The sequence below is a fragment of the Enterobacter cloacae complex sp. FDA-CDC-AR_0164 genome (genome assembly GCF_003071645.1).
GTDB classification, from domain to species: Bacteria; Pseudomonadota; Gammaproteobacteria; order Enterobacterales; family Enterobacteriaceae; genus Enterobacter; species Enterobacter ludwigii.
In genome coordinates this window covers 2887093-2906014 of record NZ_CP028950.1, presented here as the reverse complement: position 1 = coordinate 2906014, position 18922 = coordinate 2887093, and the positions used below count along the sequence as shown (strand labels likewise).

At 56.3% G+C, this 18922-nt stretch carries 17 protein-coding genes; 2 read left to right on the top strand and 15 right to left on the bottom strand.

All coding sequences use genetic code 11. The annotated features are described in order from the left end of the window. Positions 1-59: 59 nt before the first annotated feature. The 3 genes from menF to AM410_RS14300 all read right to left on the bottom strand — a co-directional run bounded on the left by menF (position 60) and on the right by AM410_RS14300 (position 2271). The gene (gene menF, locus AM410_RS14310) at positions 60-1355 is read right to left on the bottom strand and encodes an isochorismate synthase MenF (RefSeq protein WP_073396189.1); all 1296 of its coding nucleotides are present in this window, start codon (positions 1353-1355) and stop codon (positions 60-62) included. 95 nt (positions 1356-1450) lie between these two features. Further along, positions 1451-1756 carry a stress response protein ElaB gene (gene elaB / locus AM410_RS14305; protein WP_083599655.1) on the bottom strand — a complete coding sequence of 102 codons (306 nt, stop codon included), beginning with the start codon at positions 1754-1756 and terminating at the stop codon, positions 1451-1453. A 53-nt stretch (positions 1757-1809) separates the two neighbouring features. Beyond that, the gene (locus tag AM410_RS14300; RefSeq protein WP_014170987.1) at positions 1810-2271 is read right to left on the bottom strand and encodes a GNAT family N-acetyltransferase; all 462 of its coding nucleotides are present in this window, start codon (positions 2269-2271) and stop codon (positions 1810-1812) included. A 70-nt stretch (positions 2272-2341) separates the two neighbouring features. Here AM410_RS14300 and rbn point away from each other — a divergent pair, with 70 nt between their 5' ends. Next, positions 2342-3259 carry a ribonuclease BN gene (rbn, locus tag AM410_RS14295; RefSeq protein ID WP_073396192.1) on the top strand — a complete coding sequence of 306 codons (918 nt, stop codon included), beginning with the start codon at positions 2342-2344 and terminating at the stop codon, positions 3257-3259. Positions 3260-3323: 64 nt separating this feature from the next. After that, positions 3324-4328 (top strand): chemotaxis protein, encoded by a 1005-nt coding sequence (locus AM410_RS14290; RefSeq protein ID WP_014170989.1) that lies wholly within the window; start codon positions 3324-3326, stop codon positions 4326-4328. Positions 4329-4430: 102 nt separating this feature from the next. Here the strand turns inward: AM410_RS14290 and nuoN are convergent, their stop codons facing one another. The 12 genes from nuoN to nuoB all read right to left on the bottom strand — a co-directional run bounded on the left by nuoN (position 4431) and on the right by nuoB (position 18916). Beyond that, positions 4431-5888 carry an NADH-quinone oxidoreductase subunit NuoN gene (gene nuoN, locus AM410_RS14285; protein WP_014170990.1) on the bottom strand — a complete coding sequence of 486 codons (1458 nt, stop codon included), beginning with the start codon at positions 5886-5888 and terminating at the stop codon, positions 4431-4433. 6 nt (positions 5889-5894) lie between these two features. Next, positions 5895-7424, bottom strand: coding sequence for an NADH-quinone oxidoreductase subunit M (nuoM, locus tag AM410_RS14280; RefSeq protein WP_014170991.1), 1530 nt, complete (start codon positions 7422-7424; stop codon positions 5895-5897). Between the two features lie 76 nt (positions 7425-7500). Continuing rightward, positions 7501-9342, bottom strand: a complete 1842-nt coding sequence (gene nuoL, locus AM410_RS14275) for an NADH-quinone oxidoreductase subunit L (RefSeq protein ID WP_014170992.1) — start codon at positions 9340-9342, stop codon at positions 7501-7503. Further along, a complete protein-coding gene (nuoK, locus tag AM410_RS14270; protein WP_003861496.1) occupies positions 9339-9641 on the bottom strand; it encodes an NADH-quinone oxidoreductase subunit NuoK in 303 nt (100 codons plus the stop codon). Before nuoK ends, nuoL begins: the two co-directional genes overlap by 4 nt. Beyond that, the gene (gene nuoJ / locus AM410_RS14265; RefSeq protein ID WP_014170993.1) at positions 9638-10192 is read right to left on the bottom strand and encodes an NADH-quinone oxidoreductase subunit J; all 555 of its coding nucleotides are present in this window, start codon (positions 10190-10192) and stop codon (positions 9638-9640) included. Before nuoJ ends, nuoK begins: the two co-directional genes overlap by 4 nt. A 10-nt stretch (positions 10193-10202) precedes the next feature. Further along, positions 10203-10745 carry an NADH-quinone oxidoreductase subunit NuoI gene (nuoI, locus tag AM410_RS14260; RefSeq protein WP_003861491.1) on the bottom strand — a complete coding sequence of 181 codons (543 nt, stop codon included), beginning with the start codon at positions 10743-10745 and terminating at the stop codon, positions 10203-10205. A gap of 13 nt (positions 10746-10758) precedes the next feature. Then, entirely contained in the window at positions 10759-11736 is a 978-nt protein-coding gene (gene nuoH / locus AM410_RS14255; RefSeq protein ID WP_014170994.1) for an NADH-quinone oxidoreductase subunit NuoH, read from the bottom strand. Then, positions 11733-14459 (bottom strand): NADH-quinone oxidoreductase subunit NuoG, encoded by a 2727-nt coding sequence (nuoG, locus tag AM410_RS14250; RefSeq protein ID WP_040018032.1) that lies wholly within the window; start codon positions 14457-14459, stop codon positions 11733-11735. The genes nuoH and nuoG overlap by 4 nt, the downstream gene beginning before the upstream one ends. Before the next feature lie 53 nt (positions 14460-14512). Next, positions 14513-15850 (bottom strand): NADH-quinone oxidoreductase subunit NuoF, encoded by a 1338-nt coding sequence (gene nuoF, locus AM410_RS14245; RefSeq protein ID WP_014170996.1) that lies wholly within the window; start codon positions 15848-15850, stop codon positions 14513-14515. Then, positions 15847-16347 (bottom strand): NADH-quinone oxidoreductase subunit NuoE, encoded by a 501-nt coding sequence (gene nuoE / locus AM410_RS14240; protein WP_014170998.1) that lies wholly within the window; start codon positions 16345-16347, stop codon positions 15847-15849. Before nuoE ends, nuoF begins: the two co-directional genes overlap by 4 nt. A gap of 2 nt (positions 16348-16349) precedes the next feature. Continuing rightward, a complete protein-coding gene (gene nuoC / locus AM410_RS14235) occupies positions 16350-18152 on the bottom strand; it encodes an NADH-quinone oxidoreductase subunit C/D (protein WP_014170999.1) in 1803 nt (600 codons plus the stop codon). Between the two features lie 89 nt (positions 18153-18241). After that, a complete protein-coding gene (gene nuoB, locus AM410_RS14230) occupies positions 18242-18916 on the bottom strand; it encodes an NADH-quinone oxidoreductase subunit NuoB (protein WP_003861482.1) in 675 nt (224 codons plus the stop codon). Between the last annotated feature and the right edge of the window lie 6 nt (positions 18917-18922).

Here is an 18922-nt window from a genome sequence, read left to right as displayed (position 1 = left end):
AGTATAAATAATAGAAAAAATTGGAATTTTGATATGAATCGGGATTGCGCGAATCAGTCTTAATCCCTTAGGAGCAGAGAGCGCAGCCCGGCCGCTTTGTTTTCTATCTCCTGCCACTCCTGCTCCGGGTCAGAGCCGCTGACAATTCCCGCCCCGGCGTACAGCCGCAGGGCGTCTTCGTAAACACGGGCAGAACGCAACGCCACGCAGAACTCGCTTTGTTCAGGGGATAAATACCCGGCAGAACCGGCGTACCACTCGCGGTCGAACGGCTCGTTGTGGTGGATAAAGTCGCGCGCCGCCTGACGCGGCAGACCGGCGACGGCCGCCGTGGGCTGCAGAACATGCAGGCATTGTGCATCGTCAGCGTGTTTGAGCTCGGTCCAGATACAGCGACGCAGATGCTGTACTTTACGCAGCCGTACAACCTGGGCGGGCAGCACCTCCAGCGTCTGGGTATGGTGCTGGAGCCGCTGGCAAATATCTTCCACCACCAGCATATTTTCACGCTGATTTTTGTCGTCGTTCATCAGCCAGTCGCCCAGCCGTTCGGCCTGTTTATCATCGGTATGGCTGGCGACGGTGCCTGCCAGCGCTTCCGTGCGCAGCAGCTTGCCGCGTCTGCGCCACAGGCGCTCGGGGGTCGAGCCGAGAAACGCGTTGCTGGCATCGAACACCATGCAGAAATGGTAGCAGTTCAGGTTCAGGGCGCGGCTGGCAGCCATCAGTGCGACAGGGTTAACAGAGTGCTTAAACTGCAGGTCGGTTGCCCGGGCGAGCACCACCTTTTCAAAATCACCGCGAGCGATGGTCTGGGTTGCCTTGCGGATAAGGCGCAGCCATTCGGGTTGTTCCGGATGATGCTTTTCCTGCACAACCTCAACGGACAGTGGACGAATGGGTCTCGCCTCACCGAGTTGCTGGAGAAAATCCAGCGCGGCGCGGGCATCATCGTGAAGTGAACTGTCGCTCCACAGCTGCAGGCGTAACGTGGCCTGTCCGGCGGTACGTCGCCACAGCAGACGCGGTAAAAACAGACTGCCCTGCTCGGGATTAAACGCATTCAGGCCGCAGATACGCGTGTCGCGGGCCGCATCATGCGCCTGCAAAAACTGTGAGGCACATGCCAGAGAGGAGAAATGCGCGACGGCACCAAGCGCAGCAAGTTCTTCATCACCGTTACGCTGTTGCCAGTAAAACTGAGGATAGCAATGCTGAACGCCCAGCCAGGCCAGGGGATCGAAGGCGTCGTTTAACGGGAAAGAGACGTCGAAGTGATGTAAACCGGGTGCAGTGGGTAACGCTTGCGTAAGCTGGCTACGCAGATGCTCCAGCGCGGTGGAAATCGAATTCACGCGAACCTCTCCCTGTTAAAACCGCATATTATACGGGGTACTGACCATAAATAGCAGTACCCACGTATAGGGAGTGGTTAACCGTATAAGGAACGTTAACGGCGGGCTAAAAGCAGCCCCAGCACCAGTCCGACAGCTGCCCCTACCCCGATGCCTTGCCATGGTTTTTCATGGACGTAATCATCGGCACGGTATACCGCCTTTTTCGCGCGGTAATAGTAATTGTCCGAAGCATGGCTGACGCGATTTTTAACATCATCCAGCGCTTTTTCGGCACGGGCTTTCAGCTCAATATATTTCTCATCGGCAGGGTCGCCCGACGAACGTAACACCTCTTCCAGCGTTTCGCTCAGCAAGGCCAGGTCGTCATCGATACGGGTATCCCAGGATTGAAATGACATATTTTTCTCCATGTTAGTACACCAGTCCGCTAACTATAGCCAACGACTCGCCATTACGCCTGTTTCGCTTCCCGCGCCATGCCGATGTGTGGAATACCGTCCTCATCGTACACGTCCGTCACGGGGGTAAACCCAAAATGCCCGTAAAACGGTTGCAGGTGCGCCTGCGCGCCCAGATATAATGCCTTGTCCGGCCACTGTTTTTGGCACGCTTCCAGCGTTTTTTCCATCAGCTGATAGCCCAGTTTTTCACCACGCGCGTTGCCGCTGATAATCACGCGACCAATCACGACAGGCTCAAAATCGTCTTCGCTTTTCAGAATCCTCGCATACGCCACCAGCGCGTTGTCCCGCCAGCCAAGAATATGGCGATTCTCGCCAATAAGATCATCGCCATCGATATCCTGATACGGGCAGGTTTGTTCAACAACAAACACTTCGCAGCGCAGTTTGAGCAGCGCGTAAAGTGACGTTACCGTGAGCTCACTATGGTGTAAATCTTGCCACTGGATCATGTCAGTCTCCTTCCTGGGTTCATCACGTTATACTAAACCCCTCCCCGTTCGGCAAAGGGCTGATTACGTTATGGAACTGATTTTTCTCGGTACGTCCGCTGGAGTGCCAACCCGATCACGAAATGTGACCGCGATTCTGCTGGATTTGCAGCACCCGACGCGGGGTGGATTATGGCTTTTTGACTGCGGTGAAGGGACGCAGCATCAGCTGTTACATACCCCGTATCATCCCGGCAAACTGGATAAAATTTTCATTACCCATCTGCATGGCGACCATCTGTTTGGCCTGCCTGGCCTGCTGTGCAGCCGCTCAATGGCGGGCAATGCCAACCCGCTGACGATTTACGGGCCTGCGGGTATCCGGGAATTTGTCGACACCACGCTGCGTCTGAGCGGCTCATGGACAGATTATCCCCTGGAGGTGGTGGAGATAACCGCCGGTGTGGTCCTGGATGACGGTGTGTATCGGGTGACAGCCCAACCCCTGAGCCATCCGGTGGAGTGCTATGGTTATCGCATTGAGGAGCGGGATAAACCCGGCGCGCTCAATGCGTCGGCGTTACTGGCCGACGGGATTAAACCCGGGCCGCTGTTCCAGCGCCTGAAGCAGGGCGAAACCGTGACGCTGGAAGACGGGCGCATCATCAACGGGCAGGATTATCTCGCCGCCCCGCAGCCCGGGAAAAAACTGGCGATTTTCGGCGACACGGCCCCATGCCCGGCGGCGTTGCTGCTGGCACAGGGTGTGGATCTCATGGTGCATGAAGCCACCCTCGAGGCGGCGATGGAAGAGAAAGCCAACAGCCGGGGCCATAGCTCTACGCACCAGGCGGCGCAGCTTGCGCGTGACGCGGGCGTCGGGAAACTGATCGTCACCCATGTCAGCTCGCGCTACGATGCCCGGGGCTGTGAACGCCTGCTGGCAGAGTGCCGTGAACGGTTCCAGGAATGTGAGCTGGCCGAAGATTTCGCTAAGGTCAGCGTTTAGTCCTTCATTTTTCTCTCAGAGTGCCGATAACGATTAAAAGGTCAGCATTTCTCTCGAGGGTAGAATGGATAATTTCCAGAAAGATATTGATGACAGGGCGAATCTCACCCTGTCGAACCGTTTTGAACTGTTGCTGTTCCGTCTTGGCACCTCTCTGAACGCAAATAAATCCGAGCTGTTTGGCATTAACGTCTTTAAGCTGCGTGAAATTGTGCCGATGCCAGAGTTCACGAAACCCGCCGGGATGAAATCACCGCTGATGGGCATGGTGAATATTCGCGATCAGGTTATCCCGGTAATCGACCTGGCTGCCGTGGCGGGCTGTAAGCCAACCACCGGGCTGAACATCCTGCTGATCACGGAATATGCCCGCAGCGTGCAGGCTTTTGCGGTGGAATCCGTTGAGAACATCATGCGTCTTGACTGGAAGCAGGTGCACGCGGCGGAAACTGCCGTCAGCGGGCGGTACATCACCAGTATCGCTTGTCTGGATGAGAAGACCGATACCAATGAGCTGGCGATGGTGCTCGACGTTGAGCAGATCCTGTATGACATCACCCCGGCCAACCACGACCTGCATGCCACGGATCTGAAGACCACGAAATTCCACATCAAGCCCGGTGCCGTCGCGATTGTCGCCGAAGACTCTAAAGTGGCACGCTCGATGCTGGAAAAAGGTCTGCAGGCGATGGAGATCCCGGCGCAGCTGCATATCACCGGCAAAGACGCGTGGGAGAAAATTAGCGTGCTGGCGGCACAGGCTCAGGCTGAAGGTGTGCCGATTACCGATAAGATCGCACTGGTGCTGACCGACCTGGAAATGCCGGAGATGGACGGCTTTACCCTGACGCGTAAAATCAAAACCGACCCGCTGTTGAAAGATATTCCGGTGGTGATCCACTCTTCCCTCTCCGGCAATGCTAACGAAGATCATATTCGCAAGGTGAAAGCCGACGGTTACGTGGCAAAGTTTGAACTCAATGAACTCTCGTCAGTCATTGAAGAAGTTCTGGATCGGTCAATGAAGAAGATTGACGGTCCGCTGATTAGCCGTAAACAGCTGGCTTAACTTTCAGCAGGCTCACGCCTTCCCGACAGGGCAAGGCCGCAAGCCAACAAAAAACCCGCCGAGGCGGGTTTTTTTATTCACTGCGGTCAAACAGCAACGTGATTACATCAGCGGCATCGCGTGCTGCACGATGGTGATCAGCGGCTGTGGATAGATACCGAAGATCAGTACCAGCAGCGCGGAGATCAGTACCACGATACCACCGGCGCTGTACTGCCAGTTACGCGGCGCATCGCGGTTCAGTTGCTGAGGTGCACTCAGATACAGACTCACGGCCACACGCAGGTAGTAGTAGAGACCGATTGCAGAGCCGATAACCACGCCCGCCGTCAGCCACCACAGGTGTGCCTGCACACCCACTGCCAGCACGTAGAACTTACCGATAAAGCCCAGCGTCATCGGAATACCCGCCAGAGAGAGCATCATTACGGTCATAACGGCGGACAGAATCGGACGGTGCCAGAACAGACCACGGTAGGAGAACAGGGAATCTGCATCCGGACCACGGTACGGGCTGGACATCAGGCTCACCACGCCGAACGCGCCGAGGCTGCTGAACAGGTAACCGGCCAGGTAAACACCGACGGTCTCCATCGACATCTCACCGCTCTGCAGCGCAATCAGTGCCACCATCAGGTAGCCCAGGTGGGAGATAGATGAGTAGCCCAGCAGACGTTTAATGTTGGTCTGGCTCAGCGCCATCAGGTTACCGAAGATGATGGAAGCAAACGCGATGATACCCAGCACCACGCGAACCGCTTCGCTGTCACCCACCGGCGCGTACAGGAACAGACGCATCACCACCCCGAAGATAGCGATTTTGCTCGCCGTCGCCAGGAAGGTTGAGACAGGAGCAGGCGCGCCCTGGTAGACGTCTGGCGTCCACAGGTGGAACGGAACCAGAGAGAGCTTAAAGCCAAGGCCAACAATCATCATGCCCAGACCCGCCAGCAGCAGCGGTTCGTGCAGCATACCGTCGCCGAGGCTCTTGCCGAGCGCCATGAAAGAGAGGTTTCCGGACTGTGCGTACAGCAGCGCGATACCAAACAGCAGGAAAGACGACGCGGCAGCAGACAGAATGGTGTACTTGATGCTCGCTTCCAGAGAGCGTTTCTGACGGAAGGCGTAACCAATCAGACCGAACAGCGGCAGAGAGATAAGCTCAATACCGAGGAACAGCGCAGCCAGATGGTTCGCATTCGCCAGCAGAATACCGCCCAGCGCGGCAATCAGTACCAGCAGGTAAAACTCTTCTTTGTTGTCGTTGTAGCCTTCCAGCCATGGGTACGCAAACGTACAGGTTGCCAGGCTCGCCAGCAGAACCAGACCCGAGTACAGCATGGCATAGCCGTCAACGCGCATCAGTGGAGTGACGTCCATCGCCCCGCCCTGGCCAACAAACCAGAGAGAGACTAATGCGGCGTTCAGACCGATGACCGACAGCGTGGCATTCAGGAAGTGATTGCGTCGCCACGCAATGGAGAGCATCACAACCACCACCGTCAATCCGACGATCAGCAGCGGTAGCAGCGCGATCAGTTGTTGTGGAGTTATTGTCATGGCGAATTACGGCCTTGTAGTAGAAGCAGAATTAACAAACCACTGCTGGATATTCCCCATCGCGGAGTGCGAGGTATCCAGAATTGGCTGCGGGAAGAAGCCCAACAGCACCAGCAGTACGACCAGCAGCAGGATGATGAACAGCTCACGCAGCGACATCCCCGGCAGTTCTTTTGCAGCAATTTCGCTCTTCGCTTTACCGAAGTAAGCGCGGTGCAGCATCGCCAGCGAGTAAACGGAAGCGAACACCAGACCAAAGGTGGAGATCACGGTAATGACCGGCACCACTTTGAAGCTGCCGAACAGAATCATAAATTCGCCGACGAAGTTACCGGTGCCTGGCATACCCAGCGTGGCCACCGCGAAGAACATAGAGAGCGCTGGCAGCCATTTAATTTTGCTCCACAGACCGCCCATCATACGCATGTCACGGGTGTGAAGACGTTCGTACAGCTGACCACACAGGATGAAGAGACCGGCTGCGGACAGACCGTGCGCAATCATCTGGATAACCGCACCCTGGTAAGCCAGCTGGCTGCCGGTGTAGATGGCAATCAGTACAAAGCCCATGTGGGAAACGGAGGTGTACGCAATCAGACGTTTAATGTCGTACTGCGTGAAGGCCATCCAGGCACCGTAGAAGATACCGATCACACCAAGCCACATCGCAATTGGCGCGAACTCAGCGGACGCATTCGGGAACAGCGGCAGAGCGAAACGCAGCAGACCGTAGGCCGCGGTTTTCAGCAAGATCCCCGCCAGGTCAACGGAACCCGCCGTTGGCGCCTGTGAGTGCGCGTCTGGCAGCCAGCCGTGCAGGGGAACCACCGGCATTTTCACCGCGAAGGCAATGAAGAAGCCCAGCATCAGCAGGTATTCCACACCATGAGACATCGGGGTCTTCAGCAGGTCTTCATAGTTGAAGGTCCAGATACCGGTCGCCGTGTGGTGAACAAACACCAGCGCCAGAATCGCAATCAACATCACCAGACCGCTCGCCTGGGTATAGATGAAGAACTTGGTTGCCGCCGTGATACGCGTTTTACCGTCGGACGCCTTATGGCCCCACAGCGCGATCAGGAAGTACATCGGCACCAGCATCATCTCCCAGAAGAAGAAGAACAGGAACATGTCGATGGCAAGGAACACGCCGATAACGCCGCCCAGGATCCACATCAGGTTCAGGTGGAAGAAGCCCTGGTATTTTTCAATTTCTCGCCAGGAGCACAGTACCGCCAGAACGCCGAGCAGACCCGTCAGCACCACCATCAGCAGCGACAGACCGTCGATAGCCAGGTGAATGGTTATCCCAAAACGCGGGATCCACGGCAGAATAAATTCAGACTGCCACTGCGGAATCCCCGCAGACTGCGTCAGAGAGTAGCCACCCTGCAACCACAGTTGCAGACCAAGCGCGAGCGTCAATCCCATGGTGATCAGCGCGATCCAGCGCGGCATCTTCACGCCAAAGCGTTCAGTCTGCCAGCACAGGAAGCCGCCGATGAAGGGAATTAATATTAGCCAGGGTAGTAACATGGCGATTTACATTCCTTTTTAAGGCCCCCAGCAGGAGCCTGATTTTCAACGAATTCGAATAAAATTCACTTAACGATCAACGCAACACCATCAGCAGCGCCAGCACGACAACCGCACCGATGCTCATGGACGCCACATACCAGCGCAGGTAACCGTTCTCGCTGAACAGCAGGCCTTTACCTGCAAAGCGGGAAAGGATCGCCGGGATATTCATCAGGGAGTTCAGCGGATCGCGTTTCAGCAGCCACGCAATGCCCAGGAACGGCTTGACGAAGATCATGTCGTACAGCCAGTCGAAGCCCCACGCGTTGTACCACCAGGTCCCCAGCAGGCGGCCTGGCGCACTGTTGGCAACGGCAGTCACCAGCGTACGTTTGCCCAGCCACAGCCATGCTGCGATCAGGATGCCCGCGATAGCGACCACACCCGAGGTGATTTCAAGCGTCAGAACGCGACCGTGCTCAAGCTCGGTGGTGTCCGGCAGTACGCCCTGCAGCGGTGGCACAATCAGTGCGCCAACGAAGGTGGAGAGTACCAGCAGCACAATCAGCGGCAGGTGATGAGTAATCCCCTTCCCTGCGTGAGCGTGAATTTGTTCTTTACCGTGGAATACGATGAAAATCATACGGAAGGTATACAGGGAGGTCATGAACGCACCGACCAGACCCGCAACCATCAGATTGATATGACCATTCGCCATGGCACCGGCAAGGATTTCGTCCTTACTGAAGAAGCCCGCGGTAATCAGCGGCAGTGCCGCCAGCGCCGCGCCGCCCACTAGGAAGCAGACATAAACCAGCGGAATGGACTTACGCAGTCCGCCCATCTTGAAGATGTTCTGCTCGTGGTGGCAGGCCAGAATCACGGAACCGGATGAGAGGAACAGCAGCGCTTTAAAGAACGCGTGCGTCATCAGGTGGAAAATGGCTGCGTCCCATGCCTGAACACCCAGTGCCAGGAACATATAACCAATCTGGCTCATGGTGGAGTACGCGAGAACGCGTTTGATGTCGGTTTGAACCAGCGCGGCAAAGCCTGCCAGCACCAGCGTTACCGCACCAACGATACCCACCAGATGCAGAATTTCCGGCGTCATCAGGAACAGACCATGCGTACGCGCAATCAGGTAGACCCCAGCGGTAACCATGGTTGCGGCGTGGATCAGCGCGGAGACAGGCGTTGGACCTGCCATCGCGTCGGCCAGCCATGTCTGCAACGGCAGCTGCGCGGATTTACCCACGGCACCACCCAGCAGCATCAGCGTTGCCCACCACAGCATGTCATTGCCGGCAGCGAAGTGCGCTGGCGCCAGTTCCACCATTTCGCGGAAATTCAGCGTGCCCAGTTCGTTGTAGAGAATGAACAGCGCGAAGGCGAGGAAGACGTCACCCACACGGGTCACGACAAACGCTTTCATGGCCGCTGCGCCATTCTTCGGATCGGTATAGTAGAAGCCGATCAGCAGATAAGAGCAGAGACCCACGCCTTCCCAGCCGAGATACATCAACAGCAGGTTATCGGCCAGCACCAGAACAACCATGCTCGCGATAAACAGGTTGGTGTAGGCGAAGAAGCGGGAGTAACCCTCTTCACCGCGCATATACCAGGAGGCAAACATGTGGATCAGGAAGCCCACGCCGGTCACCACGGAGAGCATGGTCAGAGAGAGACCATCCAGCACCAGGTTGAAACCGATGTTGAAATCACCGACCGACATCCAGGTCCACAGCGGTACGCTGAAGGCCTGACGCCCGTTATTAAAGAAGTCGATACCCGCATACGCTGTTACCAGCGCAGCCAGACCCACAGAGCCCATGCCGACGGTGGCGGACAGATTCTCAGACCAGCGGCCACGAGAAAACGCCAGCAGCACGAAGCCAATCAGCGGAAAAATAATGGTTAAGGCAAGCATGTTCATCCACGCAACTCACTTACTGAATCGATGTTCAGGTTCTGGCGGCGACGATGGAGCTGCAGTAACAGCGCCAGGCCAATACTCGCTTCGGCAGCCGCGAGGCTGATGGCGAGAATGTACATCACCTGACCATCGGTCTGGCCCCAGTAGCTTCCGGCGACCACGAAGGCCAGCGCGGAGGCGTTAATCATGATTTCCAGACCGATCAGCATAAACAGCAGATTGCGGCGGATAACCAGACCGGTTAAGCCCAGAACGAATAAAATCGCAGCGAGGATCAGTCCATGTGTTAAGGGGATCATGCGCGTTCCTCCGTTTTTCTTTTCGCGCGGTCGTCAGTGCGGTTGCTCAGCAACTCACCAGCACGCTCTTCGCGGCCAACGTGGAAGGCAACAACCAGGCCCGCCAGCAGCAGCATAGAGGCCAGTTCAACCGCCAGGACGTATGGGCCAAACAGCGTAATACCCACCTCTTTAGCGCCGATTGGCGTGCCGTCGATGCCCTGATCATTCACACCCAGAATGGCGTAAACAATGACCACCAGCATGATGGCCGACAGGATCGCCGGGCCAATCCAGACCTGCGGTTTTAACCACTGACGTTCCTGCTCAATTTCAGAGCCGCCCAGGTTCAGCATCATCACCACGAAGACGAACAGCACCATGATGGCCCCGGCGTAGACGATGATCTCCAGCGCACCAGCAAAGTGCGCGCCCAGCGCAAAGAACACCCCGGAAATAGCCAGCAGCGAGATAATTAAGTACAGCAGCGCATGCACCGGATTGGTGTGCGTAATCACTCGCAGCGTAGCCAGGATGGCGATAAGGCCACAGATATAAAAAGCGAATTCCATTGCCCTCTCCTTACGGTAACAGGCTCTTGACGTCGATAGGCTTAGCTTCGTTCTCTGCTTCGCCCTTATCTTTGCCGTCGATTGCCATACCCGCCATCCGGTAGAAGTTATATTCCGGGTATTTGCCCGGACCGGAAATCAGCAGATCCTCTTTCTCGTACACCAGGTCCTGACGCTTATACTCACCCAGTTCGAAGTCCGGGGTCAGCTGAATCGCCGTGGTTGGGCACGCTTCTTCACACAGACCGCAGAAAATGCAGCGTGAGAAGTTGATGCGGAAGAACTCAGGATACCAGCGGCCATCTACCGTCTCTGCTTTCTGCAGAGAGATACAGCCCACCGGACACGCTACCGCACACAGGTTACAGGCAACGCAGCGCTCTGAACCGTCCGGATCGCGCGTCAGCACGATACGGCCACGGTAGCGCGGCGGCAGATATACCGGCTCTTCCGGGTACATCCGGGTTTCGCGTTTGGCAAACGCGTGCAGGCCGATCATCCAGATACTGCGTACCTGAGTGCCGAAACCTACCAATAATTCTTTTAAGGTCATGGTCTATAGCCCCTTATGGCTGCTGCCAGAGAATGACAGCCGCCGTTACCAGCAAGTTGATGAGCGTCAGCGGCAGGCACACTTTCCAGCCGAAGGACATTACCTGGTCATAACGCGGACGCGGTAACGCTGCGCGAATCAAAATGAACATCATCATGAAGAACGCGGTTTTCAGCGCGAACCAGATGAACGGCGGTAAGAACGGGCCATGCCAGCCACCAAAGAACAGCGTTACCATCAACGCGGAAATGGTGACAATACCGATGTACTCGCCCACGAAGAACAGACCGAATTTCATACCGGAATATTCGATGTGGTAACCGTCGGCCAGTTCCTGTTCGGCTTCTGGCTGGTCAAACGGGTGACGGTGACACACCGCCACGCCCGCGATAGCAAAGGTAATAAAACCAAAGAACTGCGGGATAACGTTCCAGATGTCAGCCTGGTTGTTGACGATGTCGGTCATGTTGAATGAACCGGCTTGCGCCACCACACCCATCAGGGAAAGCCCCAGGAATACTTCGTAGCTCAGCGTCTGCGCAGAAGCACGCATCGCACCCAGCAGGGAGTATTTGTTGTTACTGGACCAGCCCGCGAACAGCACCGCATACACGGCGAGGCCTGCCATCATCAGGAAGAACAGAATGCCGATGTTCAGGTCAGCCACCACCCAGGTCGGGCTGACAGGAACAATCGCGAACGCCAGCAGCAGCGAGGTAAAGGCGATCATCGGTGCCAGAGTAAAGATCACGCGGTCAGAGAAGCGCGGGATCCAGTCCTCTTTAAAGAACATCTTGATCATGTCCGCTACCAGCTGGAGTGAACCACCCCAGCCCACGCGGTTCGGTCCGTAACGGTTCTGGAACAGACCGAGCAGACGACGTTCACCAAAGCTCATGAACGCGCCGCAGGTGACGACCACCAGCAGGATAACTATCGCTTTCAGAATGCTCAGCAGGATGTCGATAAGATCCGGCGTTAACCAACTCATGCTTTTGCCTCCTGCAGATTATCAAGACGCGCACCCGCCAGTACCGGCGCGATGCCAGGCATACCCATCGGCAGACCCACCTGCCCTGCAGTCAGACTTTCAGAGATAATCAGCGGCAAGCTGATTGTCTGGCCATCATAGCTAAAGGCGATGTTCGCACCCGCGTTAACGCCAAGCTTCGCGGCATCTGCCGGGTTAAGCTTGATGTACGGTTGCGGCATGCGGCTCTGGAATACCGGAGAACGCTGGGACAATTCGTCACTGCCGAACAGATGGTAGTACGGCGCAATACGCCAGTTCCCTTCCTGCGCCTGGAAGCTCGCCGGCACGGTGGTGAAGAAGTCCAGACCGGTGTCGGAAGCTTCAATCAGACGCACGCCCGGGTCACCGTGGCGCAGAGAGCCGCCCACTTCAGCCTGGAATTTGTTCCATGCCTGCGGGGAGTTCCAGCCTGGTGCCCATGCGAACGGAACCTGAGAGCGCGGTGCAGACGGCTGGTTGTTCCCTTCCATTGAGAAGGCAAACATCGTGTCTTTATCCTGCGGCTGACGAGGTTCGTGAACGCTGATGTTGGCTCGCATCGCGGTACGACCGCTGTAACGGTGCGGCTCACGCGCCAGTTTCTGGCCACGAATACGGAAGCTTGCGTCAGGAGCCGCATCTTTGATGCCAGCCAGCTGAGGCAGTTTTTCCACGACCGCGTCGATAACATGGTCGAGCTGCGTCCAGTCCACTTCACGGCTCTGAACGGTGCTGTGCAGAGAGTGCAGCCAGCGCCAGCTTTCCAGCATTATGGTGTTGCTGTCGTAGTACGCCGGGTCATACACCTGGAAGAAACGCTGTGCGCGGCCTTCGTTGTTGATAACCGTACCGTCGCTTTCCGCGAAGCTTGCCGCAGAGAGCACCAGGTGCGCTTTGTCCATGATCGCGGTGCGCTGATGGTCAATAACCATCACAAGCGGCGCTTTGGAGAGCGCTGCGTCAACGCGTGCGGCAGAAGCATGACGATGCAGGTCGTTTTCCAGCACCACAACGGCGTCAGCAGCACCGGATTCCAGTTCGCTTAACGCAGCTTCCAGAGAGCCACCGCCAATCATTCCCAGACCGATGCTGTTCACCGCACGAGCAATCATGGTCACGCCAACGTCTGCACCACGGCCTTTCAGCGCTTTAGCCACGTTCGCGGCAGCCTGAATGATCTCTGCGCTACCGGCGTTAGTCCCGGAAACAATCAGGGGTTTCTTCGCACCCGCCAGGGCCTGAACAATCACATCAACCTTGTTCTGCAGGTCGCGATCGAGACCTTCAACGGCCGGAGAATTGCTGTCCAGCGCATGAGCAATCGCAAAGCCAAGACGGGCCTGGTCTTCAACCGGCGCGCAGTAGGTCCATGCCGCGATATCGTCCAGACGCGTGTTGTCGACGTTGGTCACAAACAGAGGATGCTTCGCACGCTGACCGATGTTGAGGATTGCCGCAATCTGCCAGTCAGCCACTTTTTGAGCCGCCGCCATTTCACGAGCTTTACCTTTGACCGCCTGACGAACCGCCAGGGCAGCGCGAGCGCCGGTCTGCGTCAAATCTTCACCCAGCACCAGAACCGCATCATAAGACTCAATTTCACGCAGCGCTGGGGTATGAATACCGCCTTCACGCAGCACTTTCAGTACCAGCTGCAGACGTTCCTGCTCGCCCTGAGCGATACCGGTGTAGAAGTTTTCCGCCCCAACCAGCTCACGCAGCGCGAAGTTACTTTCGATGCTGGCGCGCGGGGAGCCGATCCCGATCACTTTCTTCGACTGGCGCAGAATATCTGCCGCGCCCTGCATCGCCTGTTCAGCGTTCAGGGTGATGAAGTCATCACCACGGCGTTGAACGGGCTGACGTGGACGGTCTTTCAGGTTCACGTAGCCGTAGCCAAAACGACCGCGGTCGCACAGGAAGTAATGGTTAACGGTACCGTTATAACGGTTTTCAATACGACGCAGTTCGCCATAGCGCTCACCCGGGCTGGTGTTACAGCCCAGCGAACACTGCTGGCAGATGCTTGGTGCAAACTGCATGTCCCACTTACGGTTGTAACGCTCGGAGTGGGTTTTATCGGTGAAGACGCCGGTTGGACAAATCTCGACCAGGTTACCGGAGAATTCGCTTTCCAGCGTACCGTCTTCCGGACGACCGAAGTAGACGTTGTCATGCGCGCCATACACGCCCAGATCTTGTCCGTCTGCGTAATCTTTGTAGTAACGCACGCAGCGGTAGCAGGCTATGCAGCGGTTCATTTCGTGAGAGATGAACGGCCCCAGATCCTGGTTGCGGTGGGTACGTTTGGTAAAGCGATAGCGACGGAAGCTGTGACCGGTCATTACGGTCATATCCTGAAGGTGGCAGTTACCGCCCTCTTCACAGACCGGGCAATCGTGCGGGTGGTTGGTCATCAACCATTCCACAACGCTTTCACGGAACTGTTTGGCTTCTTCGTCATCAATCGAAATAAAAGTGCCTTCGGTGGCTGGCGTCATACAGGACATCACCAGGCGACCACGCGTGTCTTCCGCGTTTTGATATTGCTTCACCGCACACTGGCGGCAAGCACCGACGCTGCCCAGCGCCGGATGCCAGCAAAAATACGGAATATCAAGGCCGAGCGACAGACAAGCTTCCAGCAGGTTGTCCGCCCCGTTGACCTCATACTCTTTGCCGTCTACATGAATCGTAGCCATTAGCATGCTTCCAGTTGGCTCAGTCGTAACTGAGCGTTAATCAAAATTCTGTTTTACCAGCGCGCTTTCAGCAGGTTCGGCTGAATCCCATTGATGGCATGGGTATTGCTGAACGGCTGCTTGATGCCTGCTTCGAATTCGTCGCGGAAATATTTAATCGCGCTCTGCAGTGGCTCAACGGCGCCTGGTGCGTGGGCACAGAAGGTTTTCCCTGGACCCAGGAATCGACACAGTTGCTCAAGTGTCTCGATATCGCCAGGCTGGCCTTCGCCACGTTCGATAGCACGCAGGATCTTCACGCTCCACGGCAGACCATCACGGCACGGTGTACACCAGCCGCAGGACTCGCGGGCAAAGAACTCTTCGAGGTTACGCACCAGCGATACCATGCCGATCTCGTGGTCGACGGCCATCGCCAGCGCCGTACCCAGACGGCTGCCTGCTTTACCAATGCTTTCGAATTCCATTGGCAGATCAAGATGGGCCTCGGTCAGGAAGTCGGTCCCTGCACCGCCTGGCTGCCAGGCTTTGAATTTCAGGCCATCACGCATGCCGCCAGCGTAGTCTTCAAGAATTTCACGTGCAGTGGTGCCAAACGGCAGTTCCCAGACGCCAGGGTTCTTCACGCGACCGGAGAAGCCCATCAGCTTGGTACCGGCATCTTTACTGTTCGAGATGCCCTGATACCACTCCACGCCATTGGCGAGGATTGCCGGGACGTTACACAGGGTTTCGACGTTGTTTACACAGGTCGGTTTACCCCAGACGCCAGAGCTTGCCGGGAACGGTGGCTTGGAACGTGGGTTCGCACGGCGGCCTTCCAGGGAGTTAATCAGTGCGGTCTCTTCACCACAGATATAACGCCCTGCCCCGGTGTGCACGAACAGCTCGAAGTCAAAACCGGTGCCAAGGATGTTTTTACCCAGCAGGCCCGCTTCAGTGGCTTCGGCAATCGCGCGACGCAGGTTTTCAGCCGCTTCGATGTATTCACCGCGCAGGAAGATGTAACCCCGGTACGCTTTCAGCGCGAACGCGGAGATCAGCATGCCTTCCACCAGCAGGTGCGGCAGCTGTTCCATCAGCAGGCGGTCTTTATAGGTGCCCGGCTCCATTTCATCAGCGTTACACAGCAGGTAACGGATGTTCATGGATTCGTCTTTTGGCATCAGGCTCCACTTCAGACCGGTGGAAAAGCCTGCGCCGCCGCGCCCTTTCAGGCCAGCGTCTTTGACCGCACTGACGATGTCGTCCGGCGCCATGCCGCCCAGGGCTTTACGCGCACCGGCATAGCCGTTTTTGCTCTGGTATTCGTCGAGCCATACCGGCTGTTTGTCATCACGCAGACGCCAGGTCAGTGGATGAGTTTCAGCAGTACGAATTACAGTTTTCATTTGTACTGCTCCAGCAGGTCAGGAATGGCTTCCGGCGTCAGATAACTGTGAGTATCCTCATCAATCATCATGGTCGGCCCCTTGTCGCAGTTCCCCAGGCAGCAGGTTGGCAGCAGCGTAAAGCGGCCATCGAACGTGGTCTGGCCTGGCTTGATATTGAGCTTTTTCTCAATCGCTGCCTGAATGCCCTGATAACCGGTAATGTGACAAACCACGCTGTCACAGTAGCGGATCACATGGCGACCCACCGGCTGACGGAAGATCTGGCTGTAGAACGTGGCTACGCCTTCTACGTCACTTGCCGGAATGCCCAGCACTTTTGCGATCTCATAGATCGCCCCATCCGGCACCCAACCACGCTGTTTCTGAACGATTTTCAGCGCTTCAATGGACGCCGCACGCGGGTCTTCGTAGTGGTGCATCTCGTGCTCAATGGCGGCACGTTCTGCTTCACTCAGCTCAAAAGCCTCGGTTTGTGGTTGTTGATTCTCGTGCATAATTAGCGGTCCACATCTGACATAACAAAATCGATACTACCCAGATACACAATCAGGTCGGAGACCAGACTGCCGCGGATGGCGGACGGGATCTGCTGCAGGTGCGCAAAGCTTGGTGTACGCACGCGGGTACGGTAGCTCATGGTGCTGCCGTCACTGGTCAGGTAGTAACTGTTAATACCCTTGGTCGCTTCAATCATCTGGAAGGATTCTTGCGCCGGCATGACCGGACCCCAGGAAACCTGCAGGAAGTGGGTGATCAGGGTTTCGATATGTTGCAGCGTGCGCTCTTTCGGCGGCGGCGTCGTCAGCGGGTGATCCGCCTTGAACGGGCCTTCCGGCATGTTGTTGAGGCACTGCTCAAGGATGCGCAGACTCTGGCGCAACTCTTCAACTTTCAGCATCACGCGGGTGTAGCAGTCGGAAACACCGCCGCCAACCGGGACTTCGAAGTCGAAGTTCTCATAGCCAGAGTAAGGACGGGCTTTACGCACGTCGAAATCAATACCGGTTGCGCGCAGACCCGCACCTGTCGTACCCCACTCCAGCGCTTCTTTCGCACCGTAGGCTGCAACGCCCTGGGAACGGCCTTTCAGGATGGTGTTACGCAGTGCGGCTTTCTCGTATGAAGCCAGACGTTTTGGCATCCAGTCGAGGAATTCACGCAGCAGACGCTCCCAGCCGCGCGGCAGATCGTGTGCCACACCGCCGATACGGAACCAGGCCGGGTGCATACGGAAACCGGTGATGGCTTCTACCAGATCGTAGATTTTCTGACGATCGGTAAAGGCGAAGAAGACCGGGGTCATCGCGCCAACGTCCTGAATGAACGTGGAGATATACAGCAGGTGGCTGTTGATACGGAACAGTTCGGAGAGCATCACGCGGATGACGTTAACGCGATCCGGTACGGTGATACCTGCCAGTTTCTCAACGGCCAGCACGTAAGGCATTTCGTTTACGCAACCGCCGAGGTACTCGATACGGTCGGTATACGGAATGTAGCTGTGCCAGGACTGACGCTCGCCCATCTTCTCAGCACCACGGTGGTGGTAACCGATGTCCGGTACGCAGTCGACAATCTCTTCGCCATCAAGCTGAAGAATAATACGGAAAGCACCGTGCGCAGAGGGGTGGTTTGGACCGAGGTTGAGGAACATGAAGTCCTCGTTTTCCGTCCCGCGTTTCATGCCCCAGTCTTCCGGCTTGAAGGTCAGCGCTTCCATCTCCAGATCCTGCTTGGCTTTCGTCAGCTCAAACGGGTCGAATTCAGTCGCACGTGCCGGATAGTCTTTACGCAGCGGGTGGCCGGTCCACGTCTGCGGCATCATGATGCGCGTCAGATGCGGGTGGCCGTCGAAGGTCATCCCGAACATTTCCCAGGTTTCACGCTCATACCAGTTAGCGTTCGGGAAAAGTTTAGTGATCGTCGGCAGATGCATGTCGTTTTCAGACAATGCCACCTTGAGCATGATATCCGTATTACGGTCTATTGAGATCAGGTGGTAGAAAACGGAAAAATCCGCAGCAGGGAGACCCTGGCGGTGCGTACGCAGACGTTCATCCATGCCGTGTAAGTCAAACAGCATGACGTAAGGTTTTGGCAATTTCTTGAGGAAATCGACCACTTCCAGTAATTGCTCACGCTTCACCCAAACAACAGGTACCCCGGTGCGGGTCGCCTGAACAGTAAAGGCATCCGGCCCAAAACGGTTGCGCAGTTCGCCAATGACAGGGTCATCCAGATGATCCCGTGTTTGCCAGGCGGCTTCTTGCGCGGTTAAGTCGGTCATATTGTTCACCATTGCAAATGGTCCGTGGTGACTGTAGGGCGTGGCTTCGCGCTATTTGAGTAGTGATATGCGAAGGTTTACTCCATGCCCACAGGCGCAAATTAAATTTCGTCAGGCGTACGCAGATTGGTTACTGCAATACGTTCGCCGCGTTTACGCTCGCGCTCAGACTGCATGTTGGCGCGGTAAACACCCTGATCGCCAACCACCCAGGAGAGCGGACGACGTTCTTTACCGATAGACTCCTGCAGCAGCATCAGCGCCTGCATGTAAGCTTCCGGACGCGGCGGACAACCCGGGATGTAAACATCCACTGGAATAAACTTATCTACGCCCTGTACGACGGAATAAATGTCGTACATACCGCCAGAGTTTGCACATGCGCCCATGGAAATAACCCATTTTGGCTCCAGCATCTGGTCATACAGACGCTGAATAACAGGTGCCATCTTGGTAAAGCATGTACCTGCCACCACCATCAGGTCAGCCTGACGTGGGGAAGCACGCAGTACCTCTGCCCCAAAACGCGCAACGTCATGCACCGCAGTGAATGACGTCACCATTTCAACGTAGCAGCAAGAAAGGCCAAAGTTGTAAGGCCAGATGGAGTTCTTACGACCCCAGTTGACCATATCGTGCATGGCATGCTCGAGTTTGCCCATGTACACGCTTTTATTGACTTCTTGCTCCAGGGGGTCGGTTACGATCTCCTGTTTTTGCAGGGGGTAACGGTCATTCTCACCGTTAGGATCTATGCGGGTGAGCGTATAATCCATCTTATT